This window comes from Rhodococcus sp. SORGH_AS_0301 (assembly GCF_030818285.1).
Lineage (GTDB): Bacteria > Actinomycetota > Actinomycetes > Mycobacteriales > Mycobacteriaceae > Rhodococcoides.
Genome location: NZ_JAUTAC010000002.1, coordinates 3,160,781 through 3,176,091 on the forward strand (window position 1 = coordinate 3,160,781; position 15,311 = coordinate 3,176,091).

Sequence of the window (15,311 nt, forward strand, 5' to 3'; positions counted from 1 at the left end):
ACATGAAAGAGGGACAGATGGCTACCGTCCTCATCACCACCGACTACCTCCACCCCGGCGACGACGTCGACACCCTGCTCCGTGCGCACGGTCACGAGACCGTCCACTCCCCCGCCGTCGGGCCCCGCCCCGACGGTGAGATGGCCGCGCTCCTCGCCGCGAGTGACGCTGCCATCATCGCCAGCGAACCCGTCACCGCCGCCATGCTGCGCGCGGCCCCGTCCCTCAGCGTGATCGCGCGCAGCGGAGTCGGATACGACTCGGTCGACATCGAGGCCGCCACCGCTCACGGCGTCCTCGTCTGCAACACCCCCGGAGCCAACCGCCATGCGGTGGCCGAGATGACCCTCGCTCTGCTCCTGATGTGCGCGAGGCGGATCGGCGAGACCACGGACGGCGTGCGACGCGGAGAGTGGCCACGCCACGACACTCGACAGCTACGGGGCGCGACTCTCGGCATCATCGGCCTCGGGCCGAGCGGACGGGCCGTCGCGGATCTCGCTCGTGCGTTCGGCATGACCATCCTCGTCTCCACCGGTCATCCCGACCACGACTTCGACGTCACCTACGTCGACAAGACAACCCTGCTGCGCGAGTCCGACTTCGTCAGCCTCCACGCCCGTGCCGGCGGCGCACCCGTCATCGACGCCGCGGCACTGGCCGAGATGAAACCCTCTGCCTACCTGGTCAACACGGCCCGCGGATCGATGGTCGACGAGGATGCCCTCGTCGACGCGCTCCGCGACCACACCATCGCGGGAGCGGCGCTCGACGTCTTCGCCACCGAACCACCGAACCCGGACAACCCGCTCCTGGCCATGCCCACGGTCGTCGCCACCTCACACCTGGCCGGTCAGACCCGCGAGGCGCGCACCGATGCGGGTACTGCCGCCGCCGAGTCCGTCGTCGCAGCACTGGCCGGTCGGCCGGCTGCGGGTTCGATCAACGAGTCGGCGGTGGCGACGGGACGATCCTGAGCCGCCGCCGGACGGGGCCCCTGGACCATGCAGGAGTACCCCCCCCCCCGGTCGGCGTCAGGTCGACGAGCTCGAGCGGTCGACGGCGTCCGCAAGGCGGTCGAGCCAGTCCGCGTACTCGGCATAGGTGGTGGGACGCTTGTCGTCCCAGTCCAGAACATCGCCCGAGGTGACCGCAGGAATGGAACCGTAGACGGGTGAGGCGTCCAGCACCTCACGGCTCGCGGGGTACTCGAGAACGATGTCGGCAGGGTACTGAGCAACGTTCTCCCAGCTCACCGTCGCCCACGGTCCGTCGAATCCCGGACCCGCGAGACTCACACCGAGGTCCGAGAGCAGTCCCAGCACCGACAACTGTTCCGTTCCGATGTACACGGCGTCGGCGGCCGCGTTGACGGGCAGCACCGTCACGCCGGGATTCGCGGCCACAGCATCGCGCACCCGCTGTTTCGCCGCGTCGTAGTCCGCACGGTCGGATGCGATCTCCGGGGAGTCCACGTCGGCGCCCAGTGATGCTGCGAGCGAACGGTATTGATCCAGCGTTCCGTCGAGCGACGAGGACGGGTCGATGCCCAGGAAGGGAGCGACGACGTTGATCTGCTCGGCCTGCGCTGCCTCCCACCAGATCCAGGACGTGGGATCGGTCTCGGCGGAATAGCCGACGACGAGGTCGGCGCCCATAGTCGCCGCTACCTCCGTCTCGAACACCGCATCCGTACCCACGACGGTCATGGAATCGAGGTCCGCGTCACCGAGACCCAGCCCGTTGGTGATGCCGTAGCCGTAGACCCCGGCAGGGCGAACACCGTAGTCCCACAGTGCGGCAGCCGAATACGCATCGACGACCACCGTGTCCGGCGGTGCGTCCAGCGCCACGGTGTTGCCGAAGGCAGTGGTGTGAGACCACCCTTCCCCACCGGAACTGCTCCCGGACTCGGTGGAACACCCGGCGACAGCCAGAGCGAGGGCAGCGAGGAGAGCGCCGGCGCGCCCGGCGGAGATGGTCGACATGTCCGAATGTTAGCGCAGGCTTACCTCACTTCAGTGAGTCACCGTCTGCGTGAACGGCGGGCGCCTCCGAGATTGACGACCAGCGCAACGAGCGCCAGCACTACCGCCACGACCCACCCATCCGGGGCCACCGCGTGGACGAGGATCACGGCACCGAGAACGACGAGCGCAGCAAGCGCGACCACCCCGAGCCCGGGGCCGCCGAGCGCTGTGCGGGTGCGACGGTCCAGAGCACCGAGTCGTGTCCTCACACGTCGACCCTACGACGTCGAGTCCACCGCACCGGATCGCATCGATCCCGTTCGCGGAGGTTCCAGAGTTCGGATCTCAGGCCAGCGCGAACCGGGTGCGCAAATTCTGCGTCTGCCGGTGCAGCTCTCGCAGAGTCCGCTTGTGTGTCGCGGCCTGCTGCTCGTGCCACGTACCGGTGGGCGCGTCCCCCCTGGCCCGAGCTTCTGCGGCGAGCCGACGCGCGTCCTCGAGTTGAACCGATACGGTCGCGATCTCGTCGTCCAGCGCCGCGAGAAACACCCGCGCCTGCGCCACGTCCGAATCGTCCGCCACCCCGGTTCGCCTCCATCCTCATCGACCGTGCCGGTCCAGTCACTCACGATAGCGAGCCGCCCCTGCTGCCACACCCCTCACAACTCCCGTGTGCCGGACGATCCGGTGCAGTGAACCGTGTACAGCACGGTCAGCTGCACCGGATCACGCAGAGCGGGCGCGTGGTCGATGAGTTCCCGACCTCGCGCCGGTCCACATCAGTGACATCCGACGAGAGGACGAGCCCATGATCGACCACGTACTGACCGTCGTACCCGTGCGCGACATCGATGTCGCACGCGAGTGGTACACGCGCCTGCTGGGACGCGAACCCGACAACAACCCCATGCCGGGTCTGATCGAGTGGCAGATCGTGCCGGGGGCGTGGATGCAGGTGTTCCTCGATGCCGACCGGGCCGGCCGGACGCGGTCGAACCTCGCCGTCGACGACCTCGACGCTCACACCACCGAGCTCGCGGGCCGCGGACTCGCCGTCGGCGACACCACGGACGCCACCAACGGAGTTCGGCTCGCGCCGATCACCGATCCCGACGGCAACGTCATCACCCTGATAGGCGGTTTCCGGACGGTGTACTGACCGACCCGACGATCGCGACGAATGTGTGCAGCCGAGTCACACGATGCGATCGAAAGTCAGAGTCATCCACGGTGCCCACGTCCTGTAGACGTTCGGATCAGCTCGAGCACAAGGGGTGACCGCGGGACAGCTAGTGCGCCAATGTCGGAACACATGACTGTCCTCACCGACTCGGCCTCGTACGAACCCGATGCCGACCGGCGCAAGCGCCTTCGCACGGTCGTGGCGTCGAGTCTGCTCGGCACCACCGTCGAGTGGTACGACTTCTTCCTCTACGCCACGGCAGCGAGTGTGGTCTTCAATCGCCTGTTCTTCCCCGATCAGTCGTCCTTCGTCGGCACCATGCTGTCGTTCGCCACCTTCGCTGTCGGATTCGTGGTGCGCCCCATCGGTGGAGTCGTCTTCGGATACTTCGGAGACCGTATCGGCCGCAAGAAGACACTGGCGTTGTCGATGCTGATCATGGGTGTGGCGACCACCCTGATGGGCGTCCTGCCGACGACCGAGGACGTCGGTCTGCTGGCTCCGATTCTGTTGTTGCTGTTGCGCATCGCACAGGGTTTCGCTCTCGGCGGCGAGTGGGCCGGTGCCGTGCTTCTGGCCGTCGAGCACAGCCCGGCGCGTCGGCGTGGATTGTTCGGAAGCATCCCGCAGGTGGGTCTCGCGCTCGGCCTCGCGTTGGGCACCGGAATGTTCGCCCTGCTGCAGGTGATCTTCGACGAAGAGCAATTCCTCTCCTACGGCTGGCGCATCGCGTTCCTCGTCAGTCTCGTTCTGGTGATCGTCGGTCTGGTCGTGCGCCTGAAGGTGGAGGAGACGCCGGCGTTCCGCGAGGTGTCGGAACTCCAGCAGCGATCGAGCGCACCGATCAAGGAGGTGTTCGCACGGCGCCATGCGCGAAGCACCGTCCTCGGACTGCTGTCGCGATGGGGCGAGGGTGCCGCCTTCAACACGTGGGGTGTCTTCGCCATCACCTACGCGACGACACAACTGAAGTTCGACAAGGTCTCGGTCCTGCTCGTGGTCACCGTGGCGGCAGTGGTGATGGCGGTGCTCATCCCGGTGTCCGGGGTGCTCGTGGACAGGGTGGGCGCCAAGCGTGTGTACATCACCGGCATCGCGGCCTACGGGCTGGCCGTGTTTCCCGTGTTCGCCCTCTTCGACACGGGCAGCCTGTGGCTCTTCGGACTCGGACTGGTCCTGGTGTTCGGCATCGTCCACGCCACCTTCTACGGAGCACAGGGCACGCTGTACGCGAGCCTGTATCCGACCGAGATCCGCTACACCGGCCTGTCCGTGGTCTACCAGTTCTCCGGGATCTACGCCTCGGGCGTGACGCCTCTCGTTCTCACCGCACTGATCGCCGCGGCGAGCGGGTCACCCTGGCTCGCGTGCGGCTTCCTCGTCGGCACGTCGGTGATCAGCGTCATCGCCACGGCGCTCGTTCGCGAGGACGATCTGCATCTGTCGCGCCCTCGGTCCGACGCGGAGACAGAGCACGACTGAGGTGAACGGTTCACACCTCGTGAACCGTCTCCGCCCGTGGCGCACGGAGCTCCAGCACGGCGGTGGTGCGCTCGGCGTCGACGGGTCTGCCGAGCAGGAACCCCTGCGCCAGATCGCATCCCGTCTCGGCGAGTGCATCGAGTTGCACGCGGGTCTCGACGCCTTCCCCCACGACGGTCATCTCGTACGCCTTGGCCAACGCGACGATGGCGGTGACGACCGCACGGCCCCGCCGGGTGTCGAGTGCGTCGATGTATCCCTTGTCGATCTTGAAGCACTCGAACACCGGAAACCGTTCGAGGTAGGCCAGGCTGCTGTGACCGGCGCCGACGTCGTCGAGGAGCAGCGCGACGCCCATCTCGGTCACCGCGCTGAGGTTCCGGGCGACGCGTCCGGTGTCGGCGAGCCACACCGTCTCGGTCACCTCGAGCCCCAGGGCCTGTGGCGGTAGTCCGGTCTCCCGGAGCACCGACGCGACCCGGCCGGGGAACGCCGGATCTCGCAACTGGAGCGCGCTGACGTTCACCCGCACGGTGATCGAAAAGTCCCTGCGCCATGTCGCCGCCTGGCGGCACGCAGTGCGTAGCGCCCAATCCCCCAGTACCGCAGCCAGACCGGTGCGCTCGGCCACCGCTACGAACTCGGACGGCTCGATCTGCCCGAGCGTCGGGTGACTCCAGCGTGCGAGTGCTTCGACGGACACCACCTCCCCTGTCGCGATGTGCACCAAGGGTTGGTACGCGAGGGTCAACTCATCCTCGGCCAGGGCAGCCCGCAGGTCGACCGACAGGGAGCGGACGCGGTCGGCGTCGTAGTGATCGTCCTCGGCGTCGAAGACGGCATGCGCTCCGCCGCCGCCGTCCTTGGCGCGGTGCAGCGCCAGATCGACGCGCCGCAGCAACTCCCGCACCGTGACGCCGGGCTCGGACACCGCGATACCTATCGAGGCACTCATCGGAATGGGGGCATCGGCCGCGGACGGCGGCGCGGCCAGCGCAGCGGTGACACGGAACGCGAGATCCTCGGCGTTCCGGGCGTCGTCGAAGCCCCCGCAGACGACGAGAAACTCGTCACCTCCGAAGCGATACACCGCGTCCCGCGTTCGGACCGCAGCGACGAGACGCTCGGCGAACCGGACCAACGCGCGGTCCCCGGTGTCGTGTCCGAGGCTGTCGTTGATGATCGCGAAATCGTCGACGTCGAGGAGGAGCAACGCCACCTCGTCGCCCTGCGCACGCGCACGAGTCAACGCATCGCCCACCGCCGAGTAGGCCCGCGTGCGGTCCGGAAGTCCCGTGAGTGGATCGTGATCGGTCTGTTCCCGGAGAAGCCGCGAGAGGTCGACGCGTTCGAGCGCTGCGGAGAACACTCCGGCCACCGCCGACAGGAACGCGATGTCCGTGTCGTCGAACAGATTCGGTTCCGCCCCGAACACGATCAGCGCGCCCCACACCCCGGCGCTCGTCGTGATCGGCACAGCGGCGCCGCTGCGAAAGCCGACCGACGACATGGTGGACGTGTCGAACCGTGTCTCTGTCTCGCCGTCCGAGCAGACGGTCAATCGACCGTGCGCCAGAGCGAATCCGGCCAGGGAGCCGGCGCCGGACCGCACCTCGACATTGGTGCGCAGCACATGGGTGACCGCGTCGATGCGCAGAAACGGATCCTCCGGACTCTCGTGCCGAGCGAGCGCCGCGGACGCCACCCCCACCAGGGTCGCCGCGGTGGAAGTCGCTGCGGCGGACACCTCGTCCAGGTCGGCGGAGACGGCGAGCCCACTGAGCCTGGCGAGCGCGGTCTGCGCCAGCGCGAAGCGTCGGGATGCACGAACGTCCGCGAGGACACGGGCGGGGATCGTCACCATCACTCCGTTCGGCGTCTGTGAGTCGATGGTCGGTTCGACCACGGGCACACGTCACGAGCGACAAACCCCGACATTCACGGCTTATGACCCGTCCAGCATCGCACGTCGAGCGTTCCGTGGCCGTGCGAACGCCGACGGAGCCGAATGCACTCGTGTCAGGGGGCGGTCGGATAGTGACCGTCGGGTGCGTTGCTGACCACCAGGCTGCGACCCCGAAGGTCGTCGGGGAGCATGTCACGCCATCGCAGCGCCTCGTCGAGGTCGGTACTGGTCCACAGAGCCGACACCAGTTCGTCACGTCCCGTCGCGCGCGGCGATCGCAGTTCCACCGTGTACACGTACGGCAACGGATGGGGGCCGGTCATCGATGGTTCCCAGTCCGCGCGGTCGACTATCCGGCCGTCCGGACCCTCGATGTACTGCACCCGTGCTCCCCAGGCCGCGCAGTACGCGCGAGCCGTCCGCACCGCCGACGACACGTCGGCCGCTGCCCGCACCACCACGGTGTCGCGGTCGTCGATCAACCACACCAGGAACCGACTCGAGGGTTCGATGTCGGACGTGCCCATCACCTCGAGGAAGTCACACGAGCGCGGCGTCGGTTGAGTGCGATGAACCATGAAACACATTCGCACACGATCGCCGATCGGGATGCGTGCTCTTCCTCACCACGCGTGGTGAGGGTCCGGCGCCCGGTAGTCAGTCCGGGAACCCGACTCCGGCGAGCTCGGTCGACAGTTCCCAGACCCGTCGCGCCTCCGCACGATCGCGCAGCCGCGAGTACAGCTTCTGCGGTCCGGGACGCCCACCGAGGTGCCCGAGTCCCGCAGGCCCGTGGAAACTTCCGGACGTCACATCGACGGCGGTCGCCGCGTACAGAGCCGGCAGCGCAGCGGTCTCGGTGGTGCCGACCAGTAATCCGCGACGGGACAGGGACTCGATCACGCGACGGCTCGTCGTCTGCGAGGTCCGGTCGAGCTCGGGTCGCGCGGCGAGCAGACCTGTCGGCGCGATTCCAGGGTGGGACAGATGACTCGAGATACCCCAGCCACGCTGCGCGCTGAGCCGCCTCAGTTCGAGGCCGAACAATCCGAAGGCGATCTTCGACTGGCTGTAGGCGCGCATTCCGTCGTACGACCGTTCCCAGTTCAGATCGTCCCAGTTGATCGATCCGCTGTTCGCGGCAATGCTGATCTGTGAGACGACGCGGGCGCGCCCTGCTCGCAGCAAGGGAAGCAGACGGCCCACGAGCGCGACGTGGCCGAGGTGGTTCGTACCGAACTGCAGCTCGAATCCGTCCGACGTCGTCCGTCGCGACGGTGGAGTCATCACGCCGGCATTGTTCACGAGGATGCCGATCGGTCTGCCCTCCGACGACAGCGTGTCCGCGAGTGCGGACACGGAGTCGAGCGACGAGAGATCGAGGCGCCGGAGTGAGACGTCGGCGCTGGGATGAGCCTGCCTGATCGCGTCGATCGCCGCCTCCCCCTTGCTCTGCGAGCGAACGGGCAGGACCACCTCCGCCCCTGCTGCCGCGAGGCGACGGGAGAGGACGAGGCCGATGCCGTCACTGCCGCCGGTGACGACAGCTCGGATACCGGAGAGATCGGGGACGGCGATGTCGATGGTGCGTCTCATGGGTCGCTCCTGATGGGTGTGAGGTGTCGTGTCGACGACGTGTGACCTCACCGTGCCGGGGTCCTCCCCCGACAACCAGGACTCGTCGATCCCCCGATGGCCGGGTCACCCCTTGCGCGTGAGAGGGGGATCGACAGACCCTGGTCGGCGCACGCGCCACGCGATAGGAAGAAGCAATGGAGATCGACAGAGCAGGGGTGGCCCAGTTTCTCCGGGGTCGCCGCAGCGCACTGCAACCCGAGGACGTGGGTCTTCCGCGAGGGCTGCGACGTCGGACCGACGGATTGAGGCGCGAAGAGGTCGCGGCACTGAGCCACATGTCGACCGACTACTACGCCCGTATCGAGCGGGAGCGAGGACCCCAACCGTCCGAACAGATGGTCGCCTCGATCGCACAGGGACTGCATCTCTCACTACCCGAACGCGACCACTTGTTCCGGCTCGCCGGCCACACCCCACCGACGCGCGGGGCCGTCGGCGATCACATCGGTCCGGGCCTGCTGCGCATATTCGACCGACTGCACGACACTCCCGCCGAGATCGTCACAGAGTTGGGAGAGACGCTGCGGCAGACGGCACTCGGTGTCGCGCTCACCGGTGATCAGTCCGGCCGCACCGGGCCCTCGCGCAGCATCGGGTATCGGTGGTTCGCCGACCCGGCGAGCAGGAACCTGTACGCCCCCGAGGATCACGCGCACCTCACCCGAACATGGGTGTCCGGCCTACGCGAGGTCGCCACTCTTCGCGGACCCGACTCGCGCGCTGCGCGTCTCGCGGCGACGCTGCTTCAGGAGAGCGACGAGTTCCGCACCGTCTGGGAGCGGCACGAAGTAGGAGTGCGGCCGGCCGAGACGAAGCGATTCGTCCACCCGGATCTCGGCCGCCTCGAACTGTCCTGCCAGACGCTCGTCGATCCGCTGCAGTCCCATTTCCTTCTGGTCTACACCGCAGTTCCCGGCAGCCCGAGTCACGAGAAGCTTCAGCTGCTCCCCGCGCTGGGAACACGAACGTCCACGACACCGGGCCCGTGACGAACACGCAGTCACGTCGAGGAATCTGTGCCATCAGCCGAACGACCGCCTGCTCACAACTCGATCCGCCCGGTGCGGTCGTGGAACTCCCCCGTGGGTCCGTCGCTGCCGAGCAGGGCCAGGCGAACGGTGGCGTCGGTTCCCTCCGCGACGGTCTGATGCCCGGTGTTCCCGTTGAGGTCGGTGGCCGTGTAGCCGGGGTCGGAGGCGTTGATTCGCATCTCGGGGAGGTTCTTGGCGTACTGCACGGTGAGAGCGATGACGGCTGCCTTCGAGGCGGCGTACGGGATGGCGGCGACGGGGAACTCGTCCCGACCGGGATCCTGGAGGAAGCGGCCCATTCCCACACCCGAGGCCACGTTGACGATCACCGGGTTCGACGACTGCCGCAGCAGCGGCAGCGTTGCTTGCGTCACCCGGACGATGCCGACGACGTTGATGTCGAGGGTGTCCGCCATGGAGTCGGCGTCCAGGTCGTCGACACCGCCGCCGTGTCCGATGACGCCGGCGTTGTTGATCAGGACGTCCAGTCGGGGAAGTGACGACACCGCCGCGGTGACCGAGTCGGTGTGCGTCACGTCCAGCCGTACCACGTGTGCGCCGAGTGCGCGGACGTCGTCTGCCCTGTCGGGGTCGCGGACGCCGGCGTACACGTCGACACCGGAGTCGACGAGTCGTCGCGCCGTCTCGAGTCCGAGGCCCTTGTTCGCTCCCGTGATGAGTGCTGTTGTCATGTCTCGATCCTGTGGCCCGGTGACGTGCAGGTCCAGGTACTGCCGGTACCACCCGCGCTCCGGCGACGCGGTGCACGATGGTGTGCATGAGTGAACTGTCGACGGTGCTCCGGGCTTGGCGGGACCGGACTCGACCGGAGGAGGTCGGCCTGTCCGCCGTCCCCGGCCGACGAGCACCCGGACTGCGCCGTGAGGAACTCGCCACGTTGGCGTCCATCAGCGTCGACTACATCGTCCGCCTCGAGCAGGGGCGGGCGCGGCACCCGTCGGCGCAGACCGTCGCCGCGTTGGCGCGAGCGCTGCGACTGAACGACGAGGAAGTGGATCACCTGTATCGGGTGGCCGGACTGGCATCACCGAACGGGCGCCTCGTACCGCACCACATCGGGCCCGGAGTGCGGCGCATGGTCGACCGCCTGGACGACGTGCCACTGGCGGTCTTCACGGCCGCGTGGGACATCGTCCATCACAACGGCCTCTGGGCAGCCATCAGCGGGGACCCCGCACTGCGACACCGTGTCGACCGCAATGTGGTGTGGCGCCATTTCACCGACGACTTCACCGGCGTCGGCTACGACGACCGGCATCACGAGGAATTCGGCGAGGACCTCGTCGCCGATCTCCGAGCGGCACACGCCCGCTATCCCGACGACCCGTATCTGACCACCCTCGTCACCCGACTCCGGGCGAGGAGTGCGGACTTCGACGCTCGCTGGGGTCGCGCCACCATGTCGGTGCACAAGGCAAGCCGCAAGGTGATGACGACGCCGGTGGGACCGATCGCCGTCGACTGCGATGTGCTCACGGCACCGGGCAGCGATCTGCGCATCGTGGTCTACACCACCGTTCCCGGCTCCGAGGACGAGCAACGTCTGGAGTTGCTGTGCGTCGTCGGCACGCAGACTCTGGTGTGAGCCGGTCGCGCGGAGCGGGTCAGGAGCGGCGAGTACCGATGCCCCGCGACACGAGATCGGCCACGAACCTCTGTGTCAGCGCGTCCGATTCCGCCCCGACCATCACGACGACCGACCTCGTCAGTGGAGGTGTCATCGACTTGACGATCCCGGCGAAGCGAGCGGGAACGGCGGTGGCCGGCACGAGCGCGACCCCCAACCCTGCGTGAGCGAGTTGTGCTGCCGTCGTGGCATGTCGAGTGTGCGTGACAGCGTCGAACTGGACTCCGTGCGTTGCAGCCACGGTGTCGAACCATCCACGAAGGCCGTTCGACGGGTGGTAGTGCACGATCGGCCTGCCGGCGAGGTTCGGCCAGGAGACGGCGTCCTCGTCGGCGAGATCGAGACCTTCCGGAATCACGACCAGGATCTCCTCGGTCCCGATCTCGGTCATCGCTGCGGACCCGCGCGACGGCGCCGGCCCCACTGCGATGTCGAGGTCGCCGTCCGTGATCGCCGTCGCCATCGCGTCGGCGCTGGTGTACTCGGTCAGATCCAGACCGATGTCCGGATGCTTCCGGGTCCAGGTGCGCAACGTCGGCGCCAGGATCGGGACGGTCATGCTCTCCGCACACCCCAGGCGTAGCCGGCCCGCATCACCCTGTGCCGCAGCGTGTCCGGTTCGCAGAACTCGCTCGGCCGCTGCCAACGCGATCCGCGCATCGACGAGAACGGCACGGCCGATGGGCGTGAGACGCACGCCTCGCGGAAGCCGCTCCAGCAGAGGACTCCCGATCTCCGACTCCAACGACGCGAGGTGATGGGAGAGCGCGGGTTGCGACAGATGCAGCTGGGCTGCTCCCGCGGTGACAGAGCCGGCGTCGACGACGGCCACGAAGCATTCCAGGGCTCGCAGAGTCGGCACCGATGGAGCGTATGTCAGCGGCGCATGCTCACGTCGGGGCGATCGTGCGACTCGTCGTCGCCGGGATGCGACGGGAGGGGATGCGAGGGGAGAAAGACCAGCGTCAGCACACCGGCCACAGCGGTGACCATCCCGGCGACGAGACTGCCGGTGGTGAAGCCGTCGACGAAGCGTTCGCGTGCGAGATCGGACAGTTGCGACCCGAGCAGTGCCCCGGTGGCACCCAGCGAGTCCGCCGCCTGGCGTGCGGCTTCGAGCGCGGCGCCCACCGACTCCTGCGCGGGTTCCATCAGGACGGTGGGCAATTCGGTCGTGTCCAGCCCGTCTCGGTACACCGACAGAGCGACCGACCCGATCACGGCGACACCGAGTGTTCCGCCGAGCTCGCGGGTGGCATCGTTGACCGCTGATCCCATCCCGGCCTTGTCGGTCGGAACGACTCCCATGATCGCTTCCGTCGCAGGGGCACTCGTCAGACCCAGGCCTGCGCCCAGCAGCACCATCTGACCCGCGATCTGCAGGTAGGACGTGCCCGTGTCGATCTGCGAGATCCACAGGAACGCAGCCGTCAACGATGCCAGGCCGGCGGCCACCACGATCTTGGAACCGACCAGTACTGCCAGGCGAGGACCCACCAGCGAGAACACTGCCAGCGATCCCGCGACGGGCAGCATGCGCACGCCGGTCTCGAGGGCACCGAAGCCGCGCACGGACTGGAAGTACTGGGTGACGAGGAAGATGAACCCGAACAGCGCGAAGAACGCACTGGTGACCGCCCCACTGGCAGCCGTGAAGCGCATGTTCGTGAACAGCCGCACGTCCAGCATCGGGTGGCGAGCGCGCGACTCCCGGAGAACGAAGGTGACCAGCACTGCGGCGGCCACACCGAATCCGAGCGCCGTCGACGCCGAGGACCACCCGCGGTCGGGGCCTTCGATGATGGCGTGCACCAGTGAACCCAGGGCCAGCACGGACAGAAGCAAGCCCGACTTGTCCAGCGGCGGGGTCGACGGATCACGGGAGTTCGGCACGAAACGCACTGCGAGAGCGATGGTTGCGACAGCAGCGAGGCCGTTGAAGACGAAGATCGATCCCCACCAGAAATGTTCGATCAACGCCCCACCCACCACGGGTCCGACCGCGACCGAGACGCCGGTCGCCGCGCCCCACAGTCCGATGGCCATGACGCGTTCGGACCGCTCCTGGAACACGTTGGTCAGAATCGACAGCGTCACCGGGTACACCACGGCAGCCGCGACACGACCCGGAACAGATCGCCGCCCAGTTGTGGAGCCTGGTACACGGGTTCGTCTCGCTCGAAGCGGCCGGCCACTTCGCCGATCACAGCGACGCAGTCGCGAGCGTCCTCGCGCCCATGGCTGTCGCCCAGCTCGTCGGTATCGGCGACGACCGCGCTCGGGCGACCCGCGGAGCGCTCAACGCCTACGCGACCTGGACCGCGACGGCAGTCGAGTAAGAGAACGCCCTGCCCGCTCGAGAGCTCGCCGATCGCGACTGCGACAACCTCGCAACCCCGGATCGCGGCGCGCGGAGATGGGCACGGGCCCGGCGACCCCGTCGTGCCCGTCGTCGCACCGCCCTCACCTGCGTGATTGACATCACAAGGACGTCATACTACTTTCAAACTGACATCAGTTCAGGAAGTCCACTCGCACCGACAGCCGAGCGGCCCTGTGAGTCCGAGAGAGGTCTGACCATGCGGAGGATTCCCCGAGCCATCGCCACCGTTGCCGTGGCAGCGTCGGCGTTCGCGCTCACAGCGTGCGGCGGCAGCACCACCCCGTCCGGGCCCGTCGAGGGCAGCTGGGACGACGTCGTCGCCGCGGCGAAGACGGAGGGCAGCGTGATGCTCTACTCCAGCCAGAAGCCTGCGAACCTCGACGCGCTGAAGGCCGCGTTCACGCAGAAGTACCCGGAGATCTCCATGGACTTCGTGCGCGGAACGGATTCCGAGATCAATCCCCGTGTCGAGACCGAGAACCGCACGGGTACAGGCATTGCCGACGTCCACATGGTGACCGACGCGTCGTGGATCGCCAGCGCGTCCGAGTCCGGCACCTTCTCCACCGAGATCGTGGGTCCGGACTTCGACGCACCCGACTACGACCGCGCGGCCAGCGTGAAGAACGACCGCTTCTTCCTCTCGTCCGCCGCTGTCTTCGGCCTCGGGTGGAACACCGCCGCGGTGCCCGACGGTCTCGAGACCCCGCAGGACATTCTGGACCCGGCCTACCGCGGCCGCATCGGCATCGTCAATCCGACGGGCATCGCGTCGTACGTCGACCTGTATCGGCACTACGCCGAGAACTACGGCGAGGACTACTGGGACAAGCTGGCCGAACTGCAGCCGCGTGTCTACCCGAGCGCCCTGGCCGTCGCGCAGGCCCTGACGTCGGGTGAGGTGGTGGTCTCGCCCAGCGTCCAGCCGCTCGTCACCGAGGTCGACGCGGGCGCTCCCGTCGATTGGGTGCTGCCGGAGAACCCCTGGGGCACACCGTGGTACACCGAGGTCCTGAGTGCGGCGCCGCATCCGAACGCGGCTCAGGTCCTTGCGGACTTCATGGTGACCGCCGAGGGACAGGCCGCGCTGAACGGTGGCTACGCCGCCGCGCTGCCGGATGTTCCGGGCGCCGTCGAGCGGGCACAGAACATCGCCTCACCCGATCCCGCCGATCTGACCCCCGAGAACGTCGACCGGTACTCGCAGGAATGGTCGCAGCTCTTCCAGTGACGGGGACGCGACCGCTCTCGACCATCCGAACTCGTCATCCAGGGAGGTGATCATGGACGCTCGGACAGCGCCTTCACACGGCTCCCGTGTGCTCGTCACCGGCGCCGCGCGCGGCATCGGTGCGGCATGTGCCGCGCGCTTCGCCTCTCTCGGAGCGACCGTGTACGTCACGGACGTGGACGACGAGGGTGGTCGCGCGGTCGCCGACACCCTCGGACCGTCGGTTCGCTACCTGCATCTGGACGTGGCGTCGGAAGCCGAGTGGGACGCGTGCGTGCAGAGAATCGAAGCGGACGGTGGAGGCCTCGACGTGCTGGTGGCCAACGCCGGGGCGGCGCACCGCGGCGACATCGCCGACACCTCACTGGCCGACTTCCGCCGCATGCTCGACATCAACCTGGTCGGCACCTTCCTCGCCCTCAGGACGGCGAGCACCGCCGTCAAGTCCGGCGGTTCCGTGATCACGGTGTCGTCCCTGCGCGGAATCCTCGCGACAGCGAAGCTCGGCGCCTACGGCGCCTCGAAGTTCGGTGTGCGGGCCCTCACCCGAGTGGCTGCGCTCGAGCTCGCCGAGCGGGGGATCCGAGTCAACTCGGTGTGCCCCGGAAGCATCGACACCGACATCACCGGTAGCGAGGACTTCGCCGACCACGATGTCGCCGGCTATGTGCGCACCATTCCGATGCAGCGGCGGGGCACCACCGGCGACGTCGCGGACGCCGTCGTGTTCCTCGCCGGATCCGAGAGCAGCTACATCACGGGAACCGACCTCGTCGTCGACGGTGGTCTGGCGGCCGGCGCGCGAACACCCACACACACCTCTGGACAGAAGGCATGAG

General features: G+C 67.9%; 16 protein-coding genes and 1 pseudogene. 8 read left to right on the forward strand and 9 right to left on the reverse strand.

What is annotated here, in order from left to right:
- Positions 1 to 17 precede the first annotated feature (17 nt).
- Entirely contained in the window at positions 18 to 977 is a 960-nt protein-coding gene (locus tag QE397_RS15540; RefSeq protein ID WP_307095764.1) for a phosphoglycerate dehydrogenase, read from the forward strand.
- A 57-nt stretch (positions 978 to 1,034) separates the two neighbouring features.
- On the opposite strand, the gene QE397_RS15545 is transcribed toward QE397_RS15540, so the two are convergent.
- The 3 genes from QE397_RS15545 to QE397_RS15555 all read right to left on the reverse strand — a co-directional run bounded on the left by QE397_RS15545 (position 1,035) and on the right by QE397_RS15555 (position 2,552).
- On the reverse strand, positions 1,035 to 1,988 hold the full coding sequence (locus QE397_RS15545; RefSeq protein ID WP_307095766.1) for an ABC transporter substrate-binding protein: 954 nt from the start codon (positions 1,986 to 1,988) through the stop codon (positions 1,035 to 1,037).
- 38 nt (positions 1,989 to 2,026) lie between these two features.
- The gene (locus QE397_RS15550) at positions 2,027 to 2,239 is read right to left on the reverse strand and encodes a hypothetical protein (protein WP_307095768.1); all 213 of its coding nucleotides are present in this window, start codon (positions 2,237 to 2,239) and stop codon (positions 2,027 to 2,029) included.
- Positions 2,240 to 2,315: 76 nt separating this feature from the next.
- Positions 2,316 to 2,552 (reverse strand): hypothetical protein, encoded by a 237-nt coding sequence (locus QE397_RS15555; RefSeq protein WP_222639806.1) that lies wholly within the window; start codon positions 2,550 to 2,552, stop codon positions 2,316 to 2,318.
- Positions 2,553 to 2,778: 226 nt separating this feature from the next.
- On the opposite strand from QE397_RS15555, the gene QE397_RS15560 reads away from it, so the two are divergent.
- Both QE397_RS15560 and QE397_RS15565 read left to right on the forward strand, forming a co-directional pair.
- Positions 2,779 to 3,129, forward strand: a complete 351-nt coding sequence (locus QE397_RS15560) for a VOC family protein (protein WP_222646528.1) — start codon at positions 2,779 to 2,781, stop codon at positions 3,127 to 3,129.
- A 153-nt stretch (positions 3,130 to 3,282) separates the two neighbouring features.
- Positions 3,283 to 4,635 carry an MFS transporter gene (locus QE397_RS15565; protein ID WP_037184058.1) on the forward strand — a complete coding sequence of 451 codons (1,353 nt, stop codon included), beginning with the start codon at positions 3,283 to 3,285 and terminating at the stop codon, positions 4,633 to 4,635.
- Between the two features lie 10 nt (positions 4,636 to 4,645).
- Here QE397_RS15565 and QE397_RS15570 read toward each other — a convergent pair whose 3' ends face one another.
- The 3 genes from QE397_RS15570 to QE397_RS15580 all read right to left on the reverse strand — a co-directional run bounded on the left by QE397_RS15570 (position 4,646) and on the right by QE397_RS15580 (position 8,137).
- Positions 4,646 to 6,496 carry a bifunctional diguanylate cyclase/phosphodiesterase gene (locus QE397_RS15570; protein WP_307095772.1) on the reverse strand — a complete coding sequence of 617 codons (1,851 nt, stop codon included), beginning with the start codon at positions 6,494 to 6,496 and terminating at the stop codon, positions 4,646 to 4,648.
- A 158-nt stretch (positions 6,497 to 6,654) separates the two neighbouring features.
- A complete protein-coding gene (locus QE397_RS15575) occupies positions 6,655 to 7,119 on the reverse strand; it encodes a hypothetical protein (RefSeq protein WP_027504413.1) in 465 nt (154 codons plus the stop codon).
- Positions 7,120 to 7,198: 79 nt separating this feature from the next.
- Complete coding sequence (locus tag QE397_RS15580) at positions 7,199 to 8,137, reverse strand: SDR family oxidoreductase (RefSeq protein WP_307095775.1); 939 nt, start codon at positions 8,135 to 8,137, stop codon at positions 7,199 to 7,201.
- A gap of 176 nt (positions 8,138 to 8,313) precedes the next feature.
- Between QE397_RS15580 and QE397_RS15585 the strand changes: the two genes are divergently transcribed.
- The gene (locus QE397_RS15585; RefSeq protein ID WP_307095776.1) at positions 8,314 to 9,168 is read left to right on the forward strand and encodes a helix-turn-helix transcriptional regulator; all 855 of its coding nucleotides are present in this window, start codon (positions 8,314 to 8,316) and stop codon (positions 9,166 to 9,168) included.
- A gap of 53 nt (positions 9,169 to 9,221) precedes the next feature.
- Here QE397_RS15585 and QE397_RS15590 read toward each other — a convergent pair whose 3' ends face one another.
- Entirely contained in the window at positions 9,222 to 9,902 is a 681-nt protein-coding gene (locus QE397_RS15590; RefSeq protein ID WP_307095778.1) for an SDR family NAD(P)-dependent oxidoreductase, read from the reverse strand.
- Positions 9,903 to 9,988: 86 nt separating this feature from the next.
- Between QE397_RS15590 and QE397_RS15595 the strand changes: the two genes are divergently transcribed.
- The gene (locus QE397_RS15595; RefSeq protein ID WP_307095780.1) at positions 9,989 to 10,816 is read left to right on the forward strand and encodes a helix-turn-helix transcriptional regulator; all 828 of its coding nucleotides are present in this window, start codon (positions 9,989 to 9,991) and stop codon (positions 10,814 to 10,816) included.
- A 19-nt stretch (positions 10,817 to 10,835) separates the two neighbouring features.
- Here the strand turns inward: QE397_RS15595 and QE397_RS15600 are convergent, their stop codons facing one another.
- Positions 10,836 to 11,720, reverse strand: a complete 885-nt coding sequence (locus QE397_RS15600; RefSeq protein WP_307095782.1) for a LysR family transcriptional regulator — start codon at positions 11,718 to 11,720, stop codon at positions 10,836 to 10,838.
- Positions 11,721 to 11,734: 14 nt separating this feature from the next.
- A complete protein-coding gene (locus tag QE397_RS15605) occupies positions 11,735 to 12,967 on the reverse strand; it encodes an MFS transporter (RefSeq protein WP_373425244.1) in 1,233 nt (410 codons plus the stop codon).
- Between the two features lie 14 nt (positions 12,968 to 12,981).
- Here QE397_RS15605 and QE397_RS15610 point away from each other — a divergent pair.
- From QE397_RS15610 to QE397_RS15620, 3 genes and pseudogenes are all read left to right on the forward strand, one after another.
- Positions 12,982 to 13,197, forward strand: a pseudogene (locus tag QE397_RS15610) (TetR-like C-terminal domain-containing protein); the annotation flags it as partial.
- A 240-nt stretch (positions 13,198 to 13,437) separates the two neighbouring features.
- Positions 13,438 to 14,472: an ABC transporter substrate-binding protein gene (locus QE397_RS15615; protein WP_307095785.1), complete on the forward strand. Its 1,035-nt coding sequence runs from the start codon at positions 13,438 to 13,440 to the stop codon at positions 14,470 to 14,472.
- A 52-nt stretch (positions 14,473 to 14,524) separates the two neighbouring features.
- Positions 14,525 to 15,310: an SDR family NAD(P)-dependent oxidoreductase gene (locus QE397_RS15620; RefSeq protein ID WP_027504420.1), complete on the forward strand. Its 786-nt coding sequence runs from the start codon at positions 14,525 to 14,527 to the stop codon at positions 15,308 to 15,310.
- The last annotated feature ends 1 nt before the right edge of the window (position 15,311 follow it).

Coding starts and splice junctions, on each gene's coding strand:
- QE397_RS15540 (WP_307095764.1), top strand. CDS start 18: ATGGCTACCGTCCTCATCACCACCGACTACCTCCACCCCGGCGACGAC.
- QE397_RS15545 (WP_307095766.1), bottom strand. CDS start 1,988: ATGTCGACCATCTCCGCCGGGCGCGCCGGCGCTCTCCTCGCTGCCCTC.
- QE397_RS15560 (WP_222646528.1), top strand. CDS start 2,779: ATGATCGACCACGTACTGACCGTCGTACCCGTGCGCGACATCGATGTC.
- QE397_RS15565 (WP_037184058.1), top strand. CDS start 3,283: ATGACTGTCCTCACCGACTCGGCCTCGTACGAACCCGATGCCGACCGG.
- QE397_RS15575 (WP_027504413.1), bottom strand. CDS start 7,119: ATGGTTCATCGCACTCAACCGACGCCGCGCTCGTGTGACTTCCTCGAG.
- QE397_RS15580 (WP_307095775.1), bottom strand. CDS start 8,137: ATGAGACGCACCATCGACATCGCCGTCCCCGATCTCTCCGGTATCCGA.
- QE397_RS15585 (WP_307095776.1), top strand. CDS start 8,314: ATGGAGATCGACAGAGCAGGGGTGGCCCAGTTTCTCCGGGGTCGCCGC.
- QE397_RS15590 (WP_307095778.1), bottom strand. CDS start 9,902: ATGACAACAGCACTCATCACGGGAGCGAACAAGGGCCTCGGACTCGAG.
- QE397_RS15595 (WP_307095780.1), top strand. CDS start 9,989: ATGAGTGAACTGTCGACGGTGCTCCGGGCTTGGCGGGACCGGACTCGA.
- QE397_RS15615 (WP_307095785.1), top strand. CDS start 13,438: ATGCGGAGGATTCCCCGAGCCATCGCCACCGTTGCCGTGGCAGCGTCG.
- QE397_RS15620 (WP_027504420.1), top strand. CDS start 14,525: ATGGACGCTCGGACAGCGCCTTCACACGGCTCCCGTGTGCTCGTCACC.